Origin of the sequence: Maribellus sp. CM-23 (assembly GCF_021354595.1) — a bacterium.
Classification (GTDB): domain Bacteria; phylum Bacteroidota; class Bacteroidia; order Bacteroidales; family Prolixibacteraceae; genus Draconibacterium.
Genome location: NZ_JADWYJ010000009.1, coordinates 54,187 through 71,069, shown reverse-complemented (window position 1 = coordinate 71,069; position 16,883 = coordinate 54,187). Strand labels below are relative to the sequence as shown.

The window sequence follows — 16,883 nt, the reverse complement described above, 5'->3', positions numbered from 1 at the left end:
AAATAATTAACGTAATGAAAAGAAAAGATTTTATACGATACAGCATTGGTGGAGTGGCTATGTTGACGCTACCCATCGGTTTAAATGCCATTAATAAAGGTTCAAAACACAAAATCCGTTTTGGGGTGTGTGCCGATGTTCACAAAGACATTATGCACGATGCAGATGAACGTTTGCAAGCATTCATCAATAAGGCTTCGGAAAAGAAAACCGATTTTATCATTCAAATGGGTGATTTTTGCCGGCCTTACGAGCAAAACAAAGAATTCTTAGACATTTTCAATAATTATCCGGGTAATAAATACCACGTAATCGGGAACCATGACATGGACGGAGGTTTTTCCCGCGAGCAGGTTATTGAATTCTGGAATGCACCCCAAAAGTATTACTCTTTCAACCAGAATGATTTTCATTTTATTGTACTCGACGGAAATGATAAGAATCCCTCGCCCGATAAAGCTGCCGGATATGCCCGGTTTATAGGAAAGGAGCAAGTTGAATGGTTGAAAAATGATTTGGCAACAACAGATCTGCCTTGTATTGTATTTTCGCATCAGAGCCTTGAGAATGTGGAATTGGGAGTTGAAAATCAGAATGAAATAAGGGCTATTCTTGAAGCAGCCAACAAAACAGCCGGATTTGAAAAAGTAGTGGCTTGTTTTAGTGGGCACCATCACACTGATTATGCAACTTCGATAAACGGAATCTACTACATTCAAATAAACAGCATGTCGTATAGCTGGCTGGGAGGCGATTATCAAACCATTCGCTACAGCAAGGAAATCGACGAAAAATTCCCGTGGATAAAATACACTGTTCCGTACGCTGATCCTTTGTTTGCTTTTATCGAGATTGATCAAAACAAGATTCAGATACATGGGGTCGAAAGTACTTTTGTGGGCCCTTCTCCGGAAGAATTGAGATTCCCAAAACCTACCGAAAACAGCCCAATTGTACCAATGATATCAGATCGGAAACTAAAAATATAGAAAAACTGGTTTATTAGCTTTGCTGTATAATTGCCAAATATGCGATATTTTGAAAAGCGTAAAAAAACAACCTCCAAAAGTCGGAATATGAAAACAGTTGTAATAAGGGGATGGGATCTGACCAAATCAACCGGAAATAAGAAAATTGAAAGAGTATGAAAAGAAGTATCATCATTTTTGTTTTTGTTGCAGGATTAATATGCTCGGCAAGGGCTCAACAGTTTATCAAACTTCAGGAACTGGATATATCGCTGTCTCAACAAACTTATGGAGCGCCGGTGAAAAACAAGTCGGTAACCGGAGAGCAGCTGTCCGTTGCCGGAGAAACGTTCAGTGAGGGAATTGGTGTTCATTCCCACTCAGTTATCAAAATAAAGATGAACAAAGGCAGCCGCTTTACAGCTCAAGTTGGCGTAAATGACTCGGGAATCGATTATGAGGCAGCAACGATTCAGACCATTCCGTTAGCAGATGGAAAACGGGTTTATTACGAGGTAACCGATGATCAAAAGCAATTTGTAGGAATTGAAGGGAAGAGTGGAAAACCCGATGCGGGAACTGTGGTGTTTAAACTCCTTCATAATGGCAAGGAGATTTACACTAGTGGCATCATGAGGCAAGGCGATGCTCCCCAAACGATTGATGAGAAAGTACGCGGAGGAGTTTTGGAACTGGTGGTTGAAGATGCCGGAGATGGCGAAAGCGGTGATCATGCTGTGTGGCTTAATCCGCAATTTGAATACTTCGAGATTGCTCCGACAATTGCTGCTCCGGATTTTGCAATCGTGATAAAACAGGAAGAAACGATCAAAAAGCAACTGGATGCTTTAATCGCAGCGTTGCCGGAAATTAAACAGCCCCTGGTTCAACCGGATTACGATTGGCTGATTGACAATTCAAAAGCCAAGGCCGGAGTATACCGAACCAATGATAACAAAGATTTGGTGTTAAGCAATGGGCTGGTGGCCCGGGTATTTCGGGTTTCACCCAACTTGGCAACCATTGACTACATCAATCAAATGACAGGCGAAAGCTTGTTGCGGGCTGTTTCCAACGAGGGAACGCTGACCATTGACGGAAAAACTTATACCATAGGTGGTTTGAGCCAGCAGCCGGATTACGGCTATACTTTAATGCGCTGGGTTGATCAGTTAGCAGCTATCCCAAACGCCTTTCAGGTACAAAAGTTTGAAGTGAAAGAACTGGATGACCGGATGGACTGGAAGCAAGTTCGCTGGGCCGCCAACAAAGAAATGCCAAGCGGGAAACAGCTGGTATTTACCCTGACCAAAGACGACATTGTCGTTAAAGTTCATTTTGTGCTTTACGATGGAATTCCAACCATCAGCAAGTGGGTGGAAGTGATCAACAAGGGCGACCTGTTGGTGCAGGTCAACCAGTTTAAACTGGAGCAGCTGGCCATGGTCGAAGGGGAAAGCCTTGTAGGCATTCCTGCAGAATGGATCAAGCCCAATATTCATATTGAAACAGACTATGCTTTTGGTGGTATGCAGCAACGCAATTCGGATGTGACCACTTACTGGGAGCCCGATTCGCGCTACACTTCACAGGCCAACTATCCCTTGCAAACCCCTTGTCTGCTGGAGGTAAAACCGCCACTGGGACCGGAAACTGCTATTCGTCCCGGAGAGTCGCTGAGTACTTTCCGCGTTTGGGAAACACCGATGGACAGTTACGATAAAGAAAGACGAGGCCTGTTCATTCGCAAAATGTACCGTACAATTTCTCCGTGGACCACTGAAAACCCAATTTTTCTGCACCTGACGGACTCAAAAGAGGAAGTTGTAAAGAGCGCCATTGATCAATGTGCAGAGGTTGGCTATGAAATGGTAATTCTGAGTTTTGGTAGTGGTGTAAACATGGAAGATGAGTCGGAAGAAAATTACGCTTATTTCAAAAAGTTGGTGGACTATGCACATTCCAAAGGCATTGAACTGGGGGGCTATAGCCTGCTTTCGAGCCGTTGGATCAGCGATGAGGTCGATGTAATCAATCCCAAAACCGGAAAGCGTGGCGGAATGATTTTTGGCTCGTCGCCTTGTTTGAGCAGCGAGTGGGGCTATAACTACTTTCGGAAAATCAGGAAGTTTTATGAGAAAACTGGCATGAGTGTCTTCGAAAATGATGGTTCTTACCCGGGCAATGTGTGTGCTTCAACAAGCCATGCGCATCACAATGGATTGGGCGATTCGCAGTGGAAACAGTATGCGCAAATTCAGGGCCTGTATCAATGGATGCGTGGCGAAGGTATATACATGAATATCCCCGACTTCTATGTCAATTCGGGCTCCAATAAAACCGGGATTGGCTACCGGGAAGTAAACTGGTCGTTACCACGTGAACGACAGTTGGTGCTTGGCCGCCAGAATATTTACGATGGTTTGTGGGATCGGATTCCAAGCATGTGCTGGACGTTTACTCCGCTGACGCAGTACCACGGAGGAGGTGCAGCTGCGACCATTGAACCTTTGAAAGATCACCTGGATGCTTACGAAAACCAGATGATGCAGAATTATGGCTCCGGCGTACAGTCCTGTTATCGCGGGCCCCGGCTTTACGATGCCCCGGAAACAAAAGAGCTTGTTGTTCGGGTAATTGACTGGTATAAGAAGTATCGCAATATTCTAAACAGCGACCTGGTTCATCTGCGTCGCCCATCAGGAAAAGACTGGGATGGTTTTCTGCATGTCAATCCTGAGTTGAAAGAAAAAGGGCTGGCGATGTTTTTCAATCCAACCAATGAAGATATGGTGCGTGAAATCACACTGCCGCTTTATTATACCGGATTAACCAAAACAGCTACCATCCGTGAAAAAGAAGGTGAAACCATTACTTATCAGCTTAGTCGCGATTACAAGGTAAGCGTAAAACTTACTATTCCGGCTAATTCATATACCTGGCTGGTTATTGAATAGAAAAATAAAATACTTATTCAAAACGTACAATTTTAATCAGATGAGAAAAACTTTACCACTATTATTTCTTGCAATCATCTTTGGATGTTCAAATCCGTCGGGACAACTGATGGAGCCCATGAATACAATTTCGGTTGATCAAGATGATACCAACGATTCAATTATTGCTAAGGCTGCACATGTGGTGCCTACGCCAAACCAAATGGATGCCCTGAGTGATGAATTCATTGCTTTTATTCATTTTGGTCCCAATACATTTACACGAATGGAGTGGGGGAATGGCATGGAAGATCCCCGGATTTTTGACCTTCGCGAGCTGGATACCGACCAGTGGTGCCAGGCGATGAAAGCTGCCGGAATGACCAAAGTGATTTTTACGGCCAAACACCATGATGGATTTTGCTTGTGGCAAAGCCGCTATACTGAACACGGGATCATGGCTTCTCCGTTTAAAGATGGCAAAGGCGATGTGTTGAAAGATTTGGCTGAGTCGTGTGAAAATTATGGCTTGAAGTTAGGTGTTTACCTTTCTCCAGCCGATTTGTTCCAGATTGAGAATCCGGAAGGCTTGTATGGGAACCTGAGTAAAAAGACGGAGCGTATCATTCCTCGTCCGATTGAAGGACGTCCGTTTGAGAACAAAACCACCTTTAAATTCACGGTGGATGATTACAATGAATATTTCCTGAACCAGCTGTTTGAACTACTTACCGAGTATGGTCCGGTGCATGAAGTTTGGTTTGACGGGGCACACCCAAAGCGCAAAGGCGGACAAACTTACGATTATATGGCCTGGAAAGAATTGATTCGCACTTTGGCTCCTGAAGCGGTTATTTTTGGTCGTGAGGACATCCGTTGGTGTGGAAACGAATCAGGAAAGACCAGGGATACTGAATGGAACGTGATTCCATACCAGGAAAATCCGGACATCGCTGAGCATTTCCCGGACATGACGGATAAGTCATTGGGGAGCAGGGAACAATTATTCCAGGCAAAGTTCCTGCATTATCAGCAAGCAGAAACCAATACTTCAATAAGAGAAGGATGGTTTTACCGGGACGAAACCAGTCAGAAAGTGCGTAACGCCGATGATGTTTTTGATATTTATGAAAGATCGGTTGGCGGTAATTCCACATTTCTTTTGAATATTCCACCCAACCGGGAAGGACGTTTTTCTGACGAAGATGTTCAGGTTTTGGAAGAAGTTGGAAAACGCATCGAGCAAACTTATGGTACTGATCTGCTGAGAGGAGCTAAAGGTCCTGCCGAAGTGTTGGATAATGATCCAAACTCTTACAAATTGCTCGCAGATGATGAAAAGGCGATTGAAATTACGATGGTTTCGGAAGTAGAAGCCAACCGCTTTGTTATTCAGGAGGCCATTGCCAGCCATAGCGAGCGTATTGAGAAACACGCTTTGGATGCCTGGATTGACAACCAGTGGCAAGAAGTTGCTTCAGCAACAAATGTGGGCTACAAACGGATTCTGCGTTTCCCTACAGTAACCACTTCAAAATGGCGTTTGCGAATTTTAGAATCACGCATGGCACCTGCTATTGCAAAGGTTTCGGCTCATTATTATAAAAACCGTCCGCCACAACTTGCTTTCTCCCTAAGCATTGATGGTCAGTTGACCATTGAGCCGAAGAAACATGATTTTAGTTGGAAACCTCATGGTGAAGACATTTCACGGAACATCAACAATGATCTGGAAATTCGTTATACACTGGATGGTAGTGAACCAACCAACACGTCAAAATTGTATACTGCTCCATTCTTTCACGAGTCAGGACAAGTAAAAGCCCGCTCATTTACCAAAGATCAGGCGGGTAGTGTGGCCGAAAAAACCTTTGGAATTATCAAGAAAGGCTGGAAATTAGTTGGTGCAGATCAGGAGTTGGAAGGGCATACCGGAACAATGGCTTTCGATGAAAATAGCCAGACATACTGGACTTCGACACGAAAAGGAACTCATTTCTTATCCATTGATTTGGGACAGGAACAGCTTCTGTCAGGCTTTGTTTATACTCCTCAAACTGCTAATGCCGATGGCATGATCGAAGAAGGGCTGATTAAAACAAGCACGGACGGTAAAAGCTGGGAAACGCTTGAAGCTTTTAAATTTGGCAACCTGATAAACGACCCGACTCCACGGACGCATTATTTTAATGCTCCCGTATCTGCACGTTTTTTCCGGATTGAATCTCGAGTTATTGCTGGAGGAAATAAAGCTGCCGCTATTGCTGAAATTGACTTTTTGAAAACGGAGTAAGTGTTTGGGAGATACCACTGAAAAGATAGTATTTGAGAAGCAGTTTAGTGCTGCTTCTCAAATAAACTTTATTACGGTTATTATTTGTCTGAAGTGCTCAGATCTGGTCGTTCCTGCTGTTATTTGAAATGACCTTGGTCGGACGAAGTCTGATAACACATATCGAGTGATATCGTTTCGGATAAACCTGATTCATCAATCAGAATTCCATTATCCATCGTTTGAACTATATTGTCCGGTTGTTTATTGCCATGAAATATATTGGCATAAAGCTCATTATTTAGAACCTATTGTAGTGTCACATTTTCTGCAATCGTCGCCAGATGGGAATGTGGACAATTCGCCTATCTATCAAAATCCAAACTGGCTGAAAGAGGCCGATGCAAGAGCCCAAGATTAGTTGAAACATATAGAATCTATAGGGGAGAGTACGATAGATTGTATTATACAGGTTTTAAACCTGAGTTTGACATTGAAGGAACGCAACTGGAACAAAATCCGGGATGGTAAAACCGATCTTCTATAGATTTAGTTTAGTTCGTTAGTGAGAAGAGGCTGTCAGTTAAAGTCAGTCTCTTTTTTTTTTATTTGCACATCTTGAATGATTTACCATACTAGGGCCCTAAATCGTTATCTTCCTATAATGTCAGCAGATCATGGGAATCTTTATTATGGAAAAACTGTTTGATTTCCGAATAAAAATTATGCTTGGAACAGAAGGGCACTAAAAGATGAACGAAGAAAGAGTTTGTCGTTGTTAGGCTCAGTATAGCTTGTTTTTCTGAGAGGATTCCCGCTCAACCAACTGGGTTTTCAGAACAAGGGTTTTTGGTGTTTCTTTCGCTTGTCTGGCACTAAAAAATAAGTTAGCCGCAGCTCTGCCCATTTCAAAAGTAGGATGCGTAACGGAGGTCATGGGAGGGTCAACCACTGTTGAATGAAACTCATCGGTAAAACCAATCAGTGCAATATCGTCAGGAATGCGAAAGCCTTGACGCTTAATTTCCTTCATGGCGGCAAAAGCAACGGTATCATTAATCCCGAAAACTGCGTCCGGCGGTTTTTTTAGCTCAAGCAAGCGTTTCATGGCCTGCGTGGCCGAGTCGGAGCTGAGGTCACATGCTTCAATCAACTCCGGGATGACAGGCAATTTCGAAGTTTCTAAACCTGCGAGGTAACCGCTCATCCGTTCTTTGGAAATGTTAAGGTGTTGCGGTCCGGATATAAAAGCAATTCTTCGGCAGCCCTGTTGGTAGAAATGCTGGGTGATTGTTTGAGCTGCTTCCGTGTTGTCGGCAGTTACAGAAGACACTTGTCCGCTAAGGCAAACGCGATCAAAAAATACCAGCGGAATATTCAGCTTTAGTAAATCCTCGAAATGAGCCGTTTCTGTTGTTTCCTGGCTAAGGCAAACGATGAATCCTTCTACCCGTGCCCGCAATAAATTTTCAATGGATTCTTTTTCCTTGAGATACGATTCATTGGAGCTGGCTAATAAAATGAAGTAGCCTTTCTCTTTGGCATAACTTTCAATACCGGCAATAATGGAGGCATAGAAGTGGGTAACCAGATCTGGGACAATCACACCAATCATGCGGGTTTCCTGCTTAAGCAGGCCCATGGCAAGAGGGTTTGGGGTGTAACGGTGCTCCTGCGCCATTTTTTTCACTTTCTCCTTCATCGCATCGCTGATATCGGGATGATCTTTTAGCGCACGCGAAACCGTCGAAATAGAAACGTTTAGTTCCCTGGCCAAATCTTTTAATGAAATATGCCTGTTGCCCATAATTTGTCCTTGTCAAACAAAAATAGTTTTTATCCTATCTAAACGCCTACTATTTGTGTTTGAAAACATATTTTTTGAATTGCAAAGCTTGTCGCAAAGCTTTGCATGGAGATATATACATACGTTACTTTGATTAAGAACTGAAAATCACGGAAATTTAAATATTCAAAAGAGAAAAGCGATGAAGTTTAAACGGTATTGTAAAACCTTGTTGCTGGAAAATGATCCCAGTCTGATTGAAGCCTATCGGGAGGTTCATAAAGCGGAAAACACGTGGCCGGAAATTACACAGGGAATGAAAGAAGTCGGCATTTTGGATATGGAAATTTACATCCTCCAAAACCGCTTATTCATGATCATGGATACGGTACCCGATTTTGACCATGAGCAGGCGATGAAAGAACTGGCTCAAAAGCCTCGTCAAGCCGAATGGGAAGCTTATGTGTCGCAGTTTCAACTGACGACATCGGAAGCAACAGCTGATGAAAAATGAGTGCTTGTGGATCGAATTTATACGTTGAGTCAACAGCCAGCATGTTTGGCGATGGATTGACAACCAAAGCAAATAGATTGACATGTTAAATAAACAGAACAAAAGCGAACTCAATTTCCCGGCAATTATATATGGAACCAGTTACTTGGGCAACCTGTACCGCGAATTGTCGGAAACAGAGAAGCTGAATCTGATGCAGGAGTGGTTTAAGGTTAGCGATGGAAAAGTGATGATTGACAGCGCGGGAAAGTATGGGGCAGGATTGGCGCTGGAAGTGATCCGGTGGGGCTTGGAAAAGCTTGAGATTGAACCGGAACAAATTACGATTAGCAATAAACTGGGATGGTACCGGGTGCCGCTGGAAACAGCTGAACCAACTTTTGAGCCGGGAGCCTGGGCTAATCTTAAGTATGATGCGATGCAGAAAATCAGCTACGACGGAATTTTGGAATGTTGGCGACAAGGAGCCGAATTACTGGGGCCAAAATATAAACAGGAGTTGGTGTCAGTTCACGATCCGGATGAATACTTGGGGGCGGCTGTTGACAGCGCTGATCGCGAGCAACGGCTGAAAGATGTTCTGGAAGCTTACCGGGCACTGTTTGAACTGAAAGAAAAGGGGCTGGTGAAAGCGGTTGGTGTGGGTTCAAAAGATTGGTTGATTATCAAAGAACTATACGAACACGTGAAATTTGACTGGGTGATGTTGGCCAATAAATTCACCATTTACCACCATCCGAAAGAGATTATCGGCTTTATGCAACAGTTGCATGCTGACGGAGTGGTAATCATTAATTCTGCCATTTTTAATGCCGGCTTTTTAACCGGAGGCGACTATTTTGATTATCGAATTTTGAATCCGGATGATCCTGCCGATCAGCCTTTGTTTGCTTGGCGCAAGCAGTTTTTTTCTGTGTGTGAGAAATATGCGGTTCAACCCGGAGATGCCTGTTTGAAATTTGCCTTGTCCGCCCCCGAAATCAACGCAGTGGCACTCAACCCCAGCAAGCCCAAACGCATGGTGAATAACAAGCTTGTGATAAATACGCCTTTACCCGAGGCTTTTTGGCAAGAACTAAAAGATACTGGAATTATTGATCAGGACTATGCCTATCTGTAAAATGATTTAAACTATGGTTATTGATACTCACCATCATTTTTGGAATTACAATCCGGTTGAATTCGCCTGGATTGACGATGAAATGGCCGCCATACGAAAAAACTTTCTGCCGGAAGATTTGGCAAGTACCATTCAGAACTCCGGTGTCGATGGTGTGGTAACCGTTCAGGCCAGGCAATGTCTGGAAGAAACGGAATGGTTACTGCAACTGGCTTCGGAAAATGAATTTATAAAAGGAGTGGTTGGCTGGCTTCCTCTGGCCGATAAAAACATTCAGACCATTTTGGATAAATACCACGGAAACAGGTGGCTGAAAGGTGTCCGTCATGTTGTGCAAGGAGAGCCCGATCCTGAGTTTATATTAGGAGAAGCTTTTAACCAGGGCGTTTCTCAACTGAAGGTCTACGGTTTGGTTTACGATATTCTGATTTTGGAACACCAATTAGCCAACACCATTCGCTTTGTTGACCGACATCCGGATCAGCTGTTTGTTTTGGATCACATTGCGAAACCAAAGATCAAAACGAACGAAATCCAACCTTGGCACAAGCTGCTGAAAGAATTGGCTAAGCGTGAAAATGTAAGCTGCAAAATTAGTGGAATGGTAACTGAAGCAGACTATCAACATTGGACCGAAGCTCAACTTCAGCCTTATTTCGATGCGGTGTTTAATGCTTTTGGCCCGGCTCGCTTGCTGTTTGGTTCCGACTGGCCGGTATGTCAGGTGGCAACCAACTATTCCGCATGGCTTCAGCTGGTAAAAAAGCAGGTGTCGAAATTAAGCAGCGAAGAACAGAATCAGATTTTTTATCACAATGCCTTGAAGGCTTATCATCTTTAATAATCTAATAGGAAATGAAAGCAATTGAAATAACAAAACCGGGAGCAATGAGAGTGGTGGAGAGACCGGTGCCGGTTCCCGGAGAAGATGAAGTTCTGTTAAAACTGAAATACGTTGGCTTTTGTGGGTCGGACTTAAGCACCTACCTGGGGAAAAACCCAATGGTTAGCTATCCCCGCATTCCCGGACATGAAATAGCCGCTGTGATTGAACAGGTTGGAAGCCGGGTGCCGGAAAACTTTCAACCCGGACAGAATGTGACCGTTGTCCCTTACACCAATTGCGGACAGTGTTCTGCATGCAAAAAGAAGCGCTTCAATGCTTGTCGTTACAACCAAACATTGGGTGTGCAGCGCGATGGTGCCATGGCCGAATACCTGGTTATTTCCTGGCAGAAAATAGTTGAGAGCGAATCCTTATCTTCCATTCAATTAGCCTTGGTTGAGCCTTTAACAGTCGGCTTCCATGCTATAGACAATGCCGGGGTTACGGATATTGATACCGTGTTGGTTTTTGGTTGTGGCATGATTGGAACCGGAGCTATTGTCCGGGCTAACCTTCGTGGTGCTACTGTTATTGCAGTTGATATCGATGATAGAAAACTGGAAATAGCGGGCCAATTAGGTGCTACATATTTGATAAACTCGAACAGCCAGGATCTTCATGTTGAAGTGCAAAGAATGACCAATGGAGATGGCCCTTCAATTGTTGTTGAAGCAGCCGGAAATCCACTTACTTACAAAGCCGCGATTGAGGAAATTGGTTTTGCCGGGCGAGTGGTGTGTATAGGCTATGCCGGAGAGGAAATAGCATTTTCAACTAAATTATGGGTGCAAAAGGAGCTGGAAATACTGGGGTCTCGCAATGCCACTCCTTCTGACTTTAAGGCTGTGATTAATTATTTGAAACAGGCAAAACCCGATGAGAAGTTGCTGGTATCAAAAATTGTTTCAATTGAAGAAGCTTCTCAAGCCATGAAGGAGTGGTCAGAAGCTCCTGGAAAAGTATTGAAAATACTGGTGCGTTTTTAGGTGTGGTACAGAGACCGCATGATATGATTTGTTATTAAAAATTTTTAAACGGAATTTTATATTTTAAAAGGACTAAACTTGGTTCTCCATTTAACAAAGGAGCATAATAACAGATATAGCTAAACTTTAACTAATGAATTATAATAAAAATAGTTTAAATGAATTCCTTTTCATACGTTTTCAAAAAGGGGATGAATTAGCATTTGAACATATTTTTAAAGCTTCATACAACCAGTTGGTTGGCTTTTGTCTTCAATTTGTAAACAATCGGGAAGAAGCGAAAGGAATTGCCCAGGAAGCCTTCGTAAACCTGTGGCTCAATCGCGAAAAGATTGTAAAAGTTACAGGTATAAATGCATTTCTTTATACTTCTGCCAAATCAGCCTGCCTTAAACATATCCGACATTTGCAGGTAGTTAAGAAATATTCTGATTCGAAACTAAATGAAATAGAGGAACAATTGCAGATTGAATCTCTTGATAGCTTGGATCTTAATTCAATGGAATATGTCGAATTAAACGAACTAATTCAGCAATCTATTCAAAATTTGCCTGAAAAGAGCAGAATGGTTTTCGAAAAAAAGCGCTTCGAGGGAAAAACCAACAGGGAGATTGCTGAAGAATTGGGGATTACCATTAAATCGGTTGAAGCAAATATGACACGCGCAATAAAGACACTAAAGGCCAACCTTACTGAATATTTACCACTTTTCTTTGTTTTGATCATTCTTTCATAGTGAAGTTTAGATTGGTTTTGTCAGGGTTGCATAAATCGTAAGAGTGTTTTCCTTCCCCCTCAAAAAAAAATGAAACCTGATATAGGGTTTACTTTCCTTTAGGGTTACTAATTATAGAAGTAAAAAAATGGAAGAAATAATTTTATATAGATATTTATCCGGCGAGGCTTCAGAAGAGGAAGTACATCGAGTGTTTAGCTGGGTAGCAGAATCAGGTGAAAACCGAAAAGAACTAATCCGTTTAAAACAAACGTGGGCTTTAGCCGCATCAGCCGCTGAAGATGGGGAAAAAGCCTGGGATCAAGTGAAGAGTCAGCTAAAAACAGATTCCCCAAGAATAACTTTATGGCTCTCATTCATAAAGTATGCTGTGGTTGGAATTTTGCTGGTTGGAATTGGAGCTATTTCACAGAAGCTTTTAACCAACAAAGCACAGGAAACTATTTATGCTGAAAATACCAGTTTTGAAGTTCCTGTAGGACAAATGTCGTGTGTGTTTTTGCCCGATGGCTCTTTGGTTCATTTAAATTCGGAAAGCAAACTTTCGTACGCCAATGATTTCTCAGCTGGCAATCGCACGGTAGAACTATGTGGAGAGGGTTATTTTAATGTGCAGTCGGATGATGAACACCCCTTTGTTGTTAAAACTCCAGGCAAGGTACATGTAAAGGTACATGGAACGGCATTTAATGTACGTGCTTACCACGATGAAGGCAAAATTCACACAGTTCTGGAAGAAGGAAGTGTGAGCCTTATTGATAACATTGGGAATGAACTTACAAAACTGGTACCTGGCGATAAAGCGTCGTATTCTGCTGAAACGAACAAGTTAACGGTGAGCAAGGTAAGGACCGAATTATTCTCGTCGTGGAAAGATGGTTTGATTACATTCAGAAATGAACGCCTTGGTGATATTGCCCGAATGATGCAGCGTTGGTATAATGTTGAGATAGTGTTTGATACTCCTCAGTTAGCTGATGAACTGTACAATGGGACAATAATGAAAAACAAACCTATAGATCAGATTCTTGAAGTATTCAGAGTAACTAGTTCTATTGAATATACTATTACTCCAAGAGTCGACAAGCCAACATTAATCTATTGGAAATCAAAACGAAAATAAATTAACTAAAGGAATAACATCAAACTAAAAACTAATACTTATGAAAATGAACAGATTTACCTGAAAAAACCAGACCGAAAATACTGACAATATTCTCGGTCTGTTGAACGGATGGAGTCTTGGTCCATCCTGATTTTCGATTTAGCAAACGCCTGCTGACAACAGGCAATTTAACAATCAAAACATTTCAAATTTATGAAAAAAACTGATTGCGTACCAATCTGGGCGCGAACTAAAAAATTATTGCGGATTATGAAAGTAACTGCGTTTTTACTACTGGTTTTTTGCATTCATGTATCAGCCTCTTCACTAGGCCAAACCAAGGTGTCGCTGGCAATGAAATCGACCTTTGGCGAGGTTGTCGAAAAACTGGAAAAAGAGACAGAGTATCGGTTTGTAATAAAATCAAACGAGCCTATTCTTAGTAAGGAAGTAGAGGTAACTTTTGTAAATGAAGGTATGGACAAAGTGCTAGAAGAGCTTTTAGAAGGAACAGGTTACAATTACAAAATTATAGATCGCTACATTGCAATCACATCCGATGATGAAAATGTACTACAACAAAGTTCGGTTAACGGAAAAGTAACGGACAGAAACGGCGAACCGCTTCCCGGCGTTACGGTTGTGGTGAAAGGAACAACCCAGGGGACTGTTACTGATGTAGATGGTCATTATACCTTAACTTCAATCTCCGAAAATGCTGTGTTGCTTTTTTCTTTTGTGGGCATGGAGACTCAGGAAGTTGAAGTTGGTAATCAAACTTCAATAAACATTGTTCTGCAAACAAATGCGGTTGGGATTGATGAGGTTATTGCCATTGGTTATGGTACAACAACCAAAAGAACAACAACTGCTGCAGTAACAAAAATTAATACCGATAATCTTCAGAACCTGCCGGTTACCAGTATTGGTGAAGCATTGGCAGGTAGGGCAGCGGGCTTAATCGTAACCAACAATGGTGGAGGTATTGGGAAAAGACCCACAATTACAGTTCGCGGTGGTGGAGCACCGATTTTGGTGATTGACGGTGTTATGACATCAAACATGGATGAGATGCACCGTATGAACCCCAAAGATATTGAGAGTTTTACTGTTTTGAAAGATGCCGAGGCTGTTGCCATTTACGGATCTAAAGGAGGTAACGGAGCCATTGTAATTACGACAAAAAGGGGAGAAGTTGGGCAGTTTAACATTACTTATGGCTATAGCCACAATTTTAGCCAACCAACAGTTTTACCGTCAAAATTAAGCTCATACGAATTGGCAACAATTGCCAATGAGGCAGCCGACAACGATAAACAAGATCGTCCATATACTGACATTGCAGTTCAGAAGTATAAAGACCAGTCCGATCCATTTAACTATCCAAATACCGACTGGCAGGATGTAACATTAAAGAATTTTGCTCAAGAATCAAAGCATGATCTGTCTATAATGGGAGGTGACAAAAGATCGCAATACTATGCTTCATTATCTTATTTCGATCAGGGATCTCTGTACAGGTTCGATACCAACTGGTTAAAACGAATGACTTACAGGATGAGCCTAACTAACAACTTTGAGAAAATAGGTTTAAAATCGGTATTGTCATTATACGGTAATCTGGAAAAAACACGTGAACCTTATTCGCATTATTCAACAGGGTATTGGTATACCTGGGGACACATTCAGAACAGTTCTCCAATGGGATTGGCGTATACAGATCTGGGTTATTATTCCACAAAAGTCGATCACCCCTTGGTTGAAATTGATCCAAGTGCTGGCTACAACAGAAATGATGACAGGAACATTAATGCTCAGTTAGATTTGGAGTGGAATGTGCCAAAAATAGAAGGACTGAAGCTAAAAGTCATGGGGTATTTCCGTACCGATAATTATTTTGGAAAATACTGGAAGAAAAATGCAGATCAGTACCAACTTGGCAGCGAGACGCCAATTCCTCAAAACCTCTCCAGTCTTGGTTTAGAATCAGGTTCGGGGTGGACATATCGCATCCAACCACTGGTCAGCTATGAAAAGAACATCAAAAAACACAGTATTGAGACGCTCTTTGGGTACGATGAAACGTATTCACATTTTGAAAGTGTTTTAGCGTCGAGAGAGAATTATATCCTGGATGTTGACCAAATCTTTGCCGGACCAACAGAAACAGCAAAAAACAATGGAGTTCAGCGGGAGAATGCGAATGCCGGTTTTGTGGGTCGTTTGAAATATGCATACGATAACAGGTATATGGTAGAAGGAAGTATTCGTTACGACGGTAACGACAATTTTCCTGATGGTAAACGCTGGGGTACCTTCTATTCAGGGTCGCTGGGATGGGCCATTTCTGAAGAAAAACTTGTTGCCGATCTTAAAGAGAAAATTCAGATGGACTTGTTTAAACTTCGTTTCTCGTATGGTGAAACAGGTTTGGATGATGGTGTTGAACGCTTTGAATACCTGCCAGGTTATGCACTAAACGAGTTTGCGTATGTGGTGAACGGAGTTATGGTTCCTGGTTTTAAGGAAGGAAACCTGGTAAGTCCTGATATTACATGGTTTGAGCGTAAGTCGGTAAATACAGGTGTCGATTTTGCTTTTATGGACAACCGTATTGCAGGTTCGCTCGATTATTTCTTTTACGAAACTGTAAACTACCTGGGATCGCCTTCAGGAGCCAGTTACACCGACCCGCTGGGAACATCGCTGCCAAAAGTAAATACCGACGGTAAACACCGCAGGGCAGGCTGGGAGTTTGATGTAAGATACCAAGGCAAAACCGGCGAACTAAACTACGTTATAGGGGCCAATCTAACCCGGTTCGATGAATTATGGGTTGTAAAACACGATGAATCAGAAGACCAGCTGATGAATCCGAATACCCGCTTAACGCATCAAACTGGTATTGGCGCACAGGGGTTTATTTCGCAGGGATACTACCAAAATGCAGGGGATGTTATGAATAGCCCAAAAAGAAATGATTCGCACGACCTGGTTCCCGGTGATATTAAATACAAGGATATTAATGGTGACGGACAGATTGATAGCGAAGACCAAATCCGATTGGGTAAACCTTCTTTTCCCCGGGTAATGTATGGTATGACGGTAGACCTGAATTACAAAGCCTGGTCGGCAGGACTTCATTTTCAGGGAGCCGGTAACAGGCATGTTTATCTGAGTAATGTAATCAGAAATAGCAATGTAGAAAGTATTAAATATCCGTTCCAAACCGATTATTGGACGCCGGAAAATACAAATGCAACTTATCCTCGTGTAATTTCGAACGAAGGATTTAACGGTAACAACAACACCGTAGATTCCGATTTCTGGTTGGTAAACTCAAGATACTTCAGGCTGAAATCATTGCAGGTAGGATACGATCTGAAGCAAGACTTGTTAAAAAGTCTACCGTTTAGCAGATGTGATCTATTTGTTAGTGGAACCAATCTGTTCACTATTTCAAAAATATTTAGTGATTATAAAATGGATCCTGAAACAGACGACACCAATAATTATGGTTATCCGCTTCAGAGGGTTATTTCTGTGGGGTTAAATGTTGGATTTTAAAAAAGCT

General features: G+C 42.3%; 11 protein-coding genes. 10 read left to right on the top strand and 1 reads right to left on the bottom strand.

All coding sequences use genetic code 11. The features are described 5' to 3' along the window. Nucleotides 1–14: 14 nt before the first annotated feature. The 3 genes from INQ51_RS21810 (at nucleotide 15) to INQ51_RS21800 (ending at nucleotide 6,197) form a co-directional block, all read left to right on the top strand. A complete protein-coding gene (locus INQ51_RS21810; protein ID WP_233380109.1) occupies nucleotides 15–989 on the top strand; it encodes a metallophosphoesterase family protein in 975 nt (324 codons plus the stop codon). A 155-nt stretch (nucleotides 990–1,144) separates the two neighbouring features. Next, nucleotides 1,145–3,925, top strand: a complete 2,781-nt coding sequence (locus INQ51_RS21805) for an NPCBM/NEW2 domain-containing protein (RefSeq protein ID WP_233380108.1) — start codon at nucleotides 1,145–1,147, stop codon at nucleotides 3,923–3,925. Between the two features lie 40 nt (nucleotides 3,926–3,965). Continuing rightward, nucleotides 3,966–6,197, top strand: coding sequence for an alpha-L-fucosidase (locus tag INQ51_RS21800; protein WP_233380107.1), 2,232 nt, complete (start codon nucleotides 3,966–3,968; stop codon nucleotides 6,195–6,197). Between the two features lie 763 nt (nucleotides 6,198–6,960). Here INQ51_RS21800 and INQ51_RS21795 read toward each other — a convergent pair. Further along, complete coding sequence (locus INQ51_RS21795; RefSeq protein WP_233380106.1) at nucleotides 6,961–7,983, bottom strand: LacI family DNA-binding transcriptional regulator; 1,023 nt, start codon at nucleotides 7,981–7,983, stop codon at nucleotides 6,961–6,963. 181 nt (nucleotides 7,984–8,164) lie between these two features. Here INQ51_RS21795 and INQ51_RS21790 point away from each other — a divergent pair, with 181 nt between their 5' ends. The 7 genes from INQ51_RS21790 to INQ51_RS21760 all read left to right on the top strand — a co-directional run bounded on the left by INQ51_RS21790 (nucleotide 8,165) and on the right by INQ51_RS21760 (nucleotide 16,876). Further along, nucleotides 8,165–8,476, top strand: coding sequence for an L-rhamnose mutarotase (locus tag INQ51_RS21790; protein WP_233380105.1), 312 nt, complete (start codon nucleotides 8,165–8,167; stop codon nucleotides 8,474–8,476). 82 nt (nucleotides 8,477–8,558) lie between these two features. Next, nucleotides 8,559–9,596: an aldo/keto reductase gene (locus INQ51_RS21785; protein ID WP_233380104.1), complete on the top strand. Its 1,038-nt coding sequence runs from the start codon at nucleotides 8,559–8,561 to the stop codon at nucleotides 9,594–9,596. Between the two features lie 13 nt (nucleotides 9,597–9,609). Continuing rightward, nucleotides 9,610–10,437 carry an amidohydrolase family protein gene (locus INQ51_RS21780; RefSeq protein WP_233380103.1) on the top strand — a complete coding sequence of 276 codons (828 nt, stop codon included), beginning with the start codon at nucleotides 9,610–9,612 and terminating at the stop codon, nucleotides 10,435–10,437. Nucleotides 10,438–10,451: 14 nt separating this feature from the next. After that, nucleotides 10,452–11,468: a zinc-binding alcohol dehydrogenase family protein gene (locus tag INQ51_RS21775; protein ID WP_233380102.1), complete on the top strand. Its 1,017-nt coding sequence runs from the start codon at nucleotides 10,452–10,454 to the stop codon at nucleotides 11,466–11,468. Nucleotides 11,469–11,601: 133 nt separating this feature from the next. Beyond that, the gene (locus INQ51_RS21770) at nucleotides 11,602–12,204 is read left to right on the top strand and encodes an RNA polymerase sigma-70 factor (protein ID WP_233380101.1); all 603 of its coding nucleotides are present in this window, start codon (nucleotides 11,602–11,604) and stop codon (nucleotides 12,202–12,204) included. Between the two features lie 127 nt (nucleotides 12,205–12,331). Next, nucleotides 12,332–13,327 carry a FecR family protein gene (locus INQ51_RS21765; RefSeq protein WP_233380100.1) on the top strand — a complete coding sequence of 332 codons (996 nt, stop codon included), beginning with the start codon at nucleotides 12,332–12,334 and terminating at the stop codon, nucleotides 13,325–13,327. Nucleotides 13,328–13,579: 252 nt separating this feature from the next. Further along, on the top strand, nucleotides 13,580–16,876 hold the full coding sequence (locus INQ51_RS21760) for a SusC/RagA family TonB-linked outer membrane protein (RefSeq protein ID WP_233380099.1): 3,297 nt from the start codon (nucleotides 13,580–13,582) through the stop codon (nucleotides 16,874–16,876). The last annotated feature ends 7 nt before the right edge of the window (nucleotides 16,877–16,883 follow it).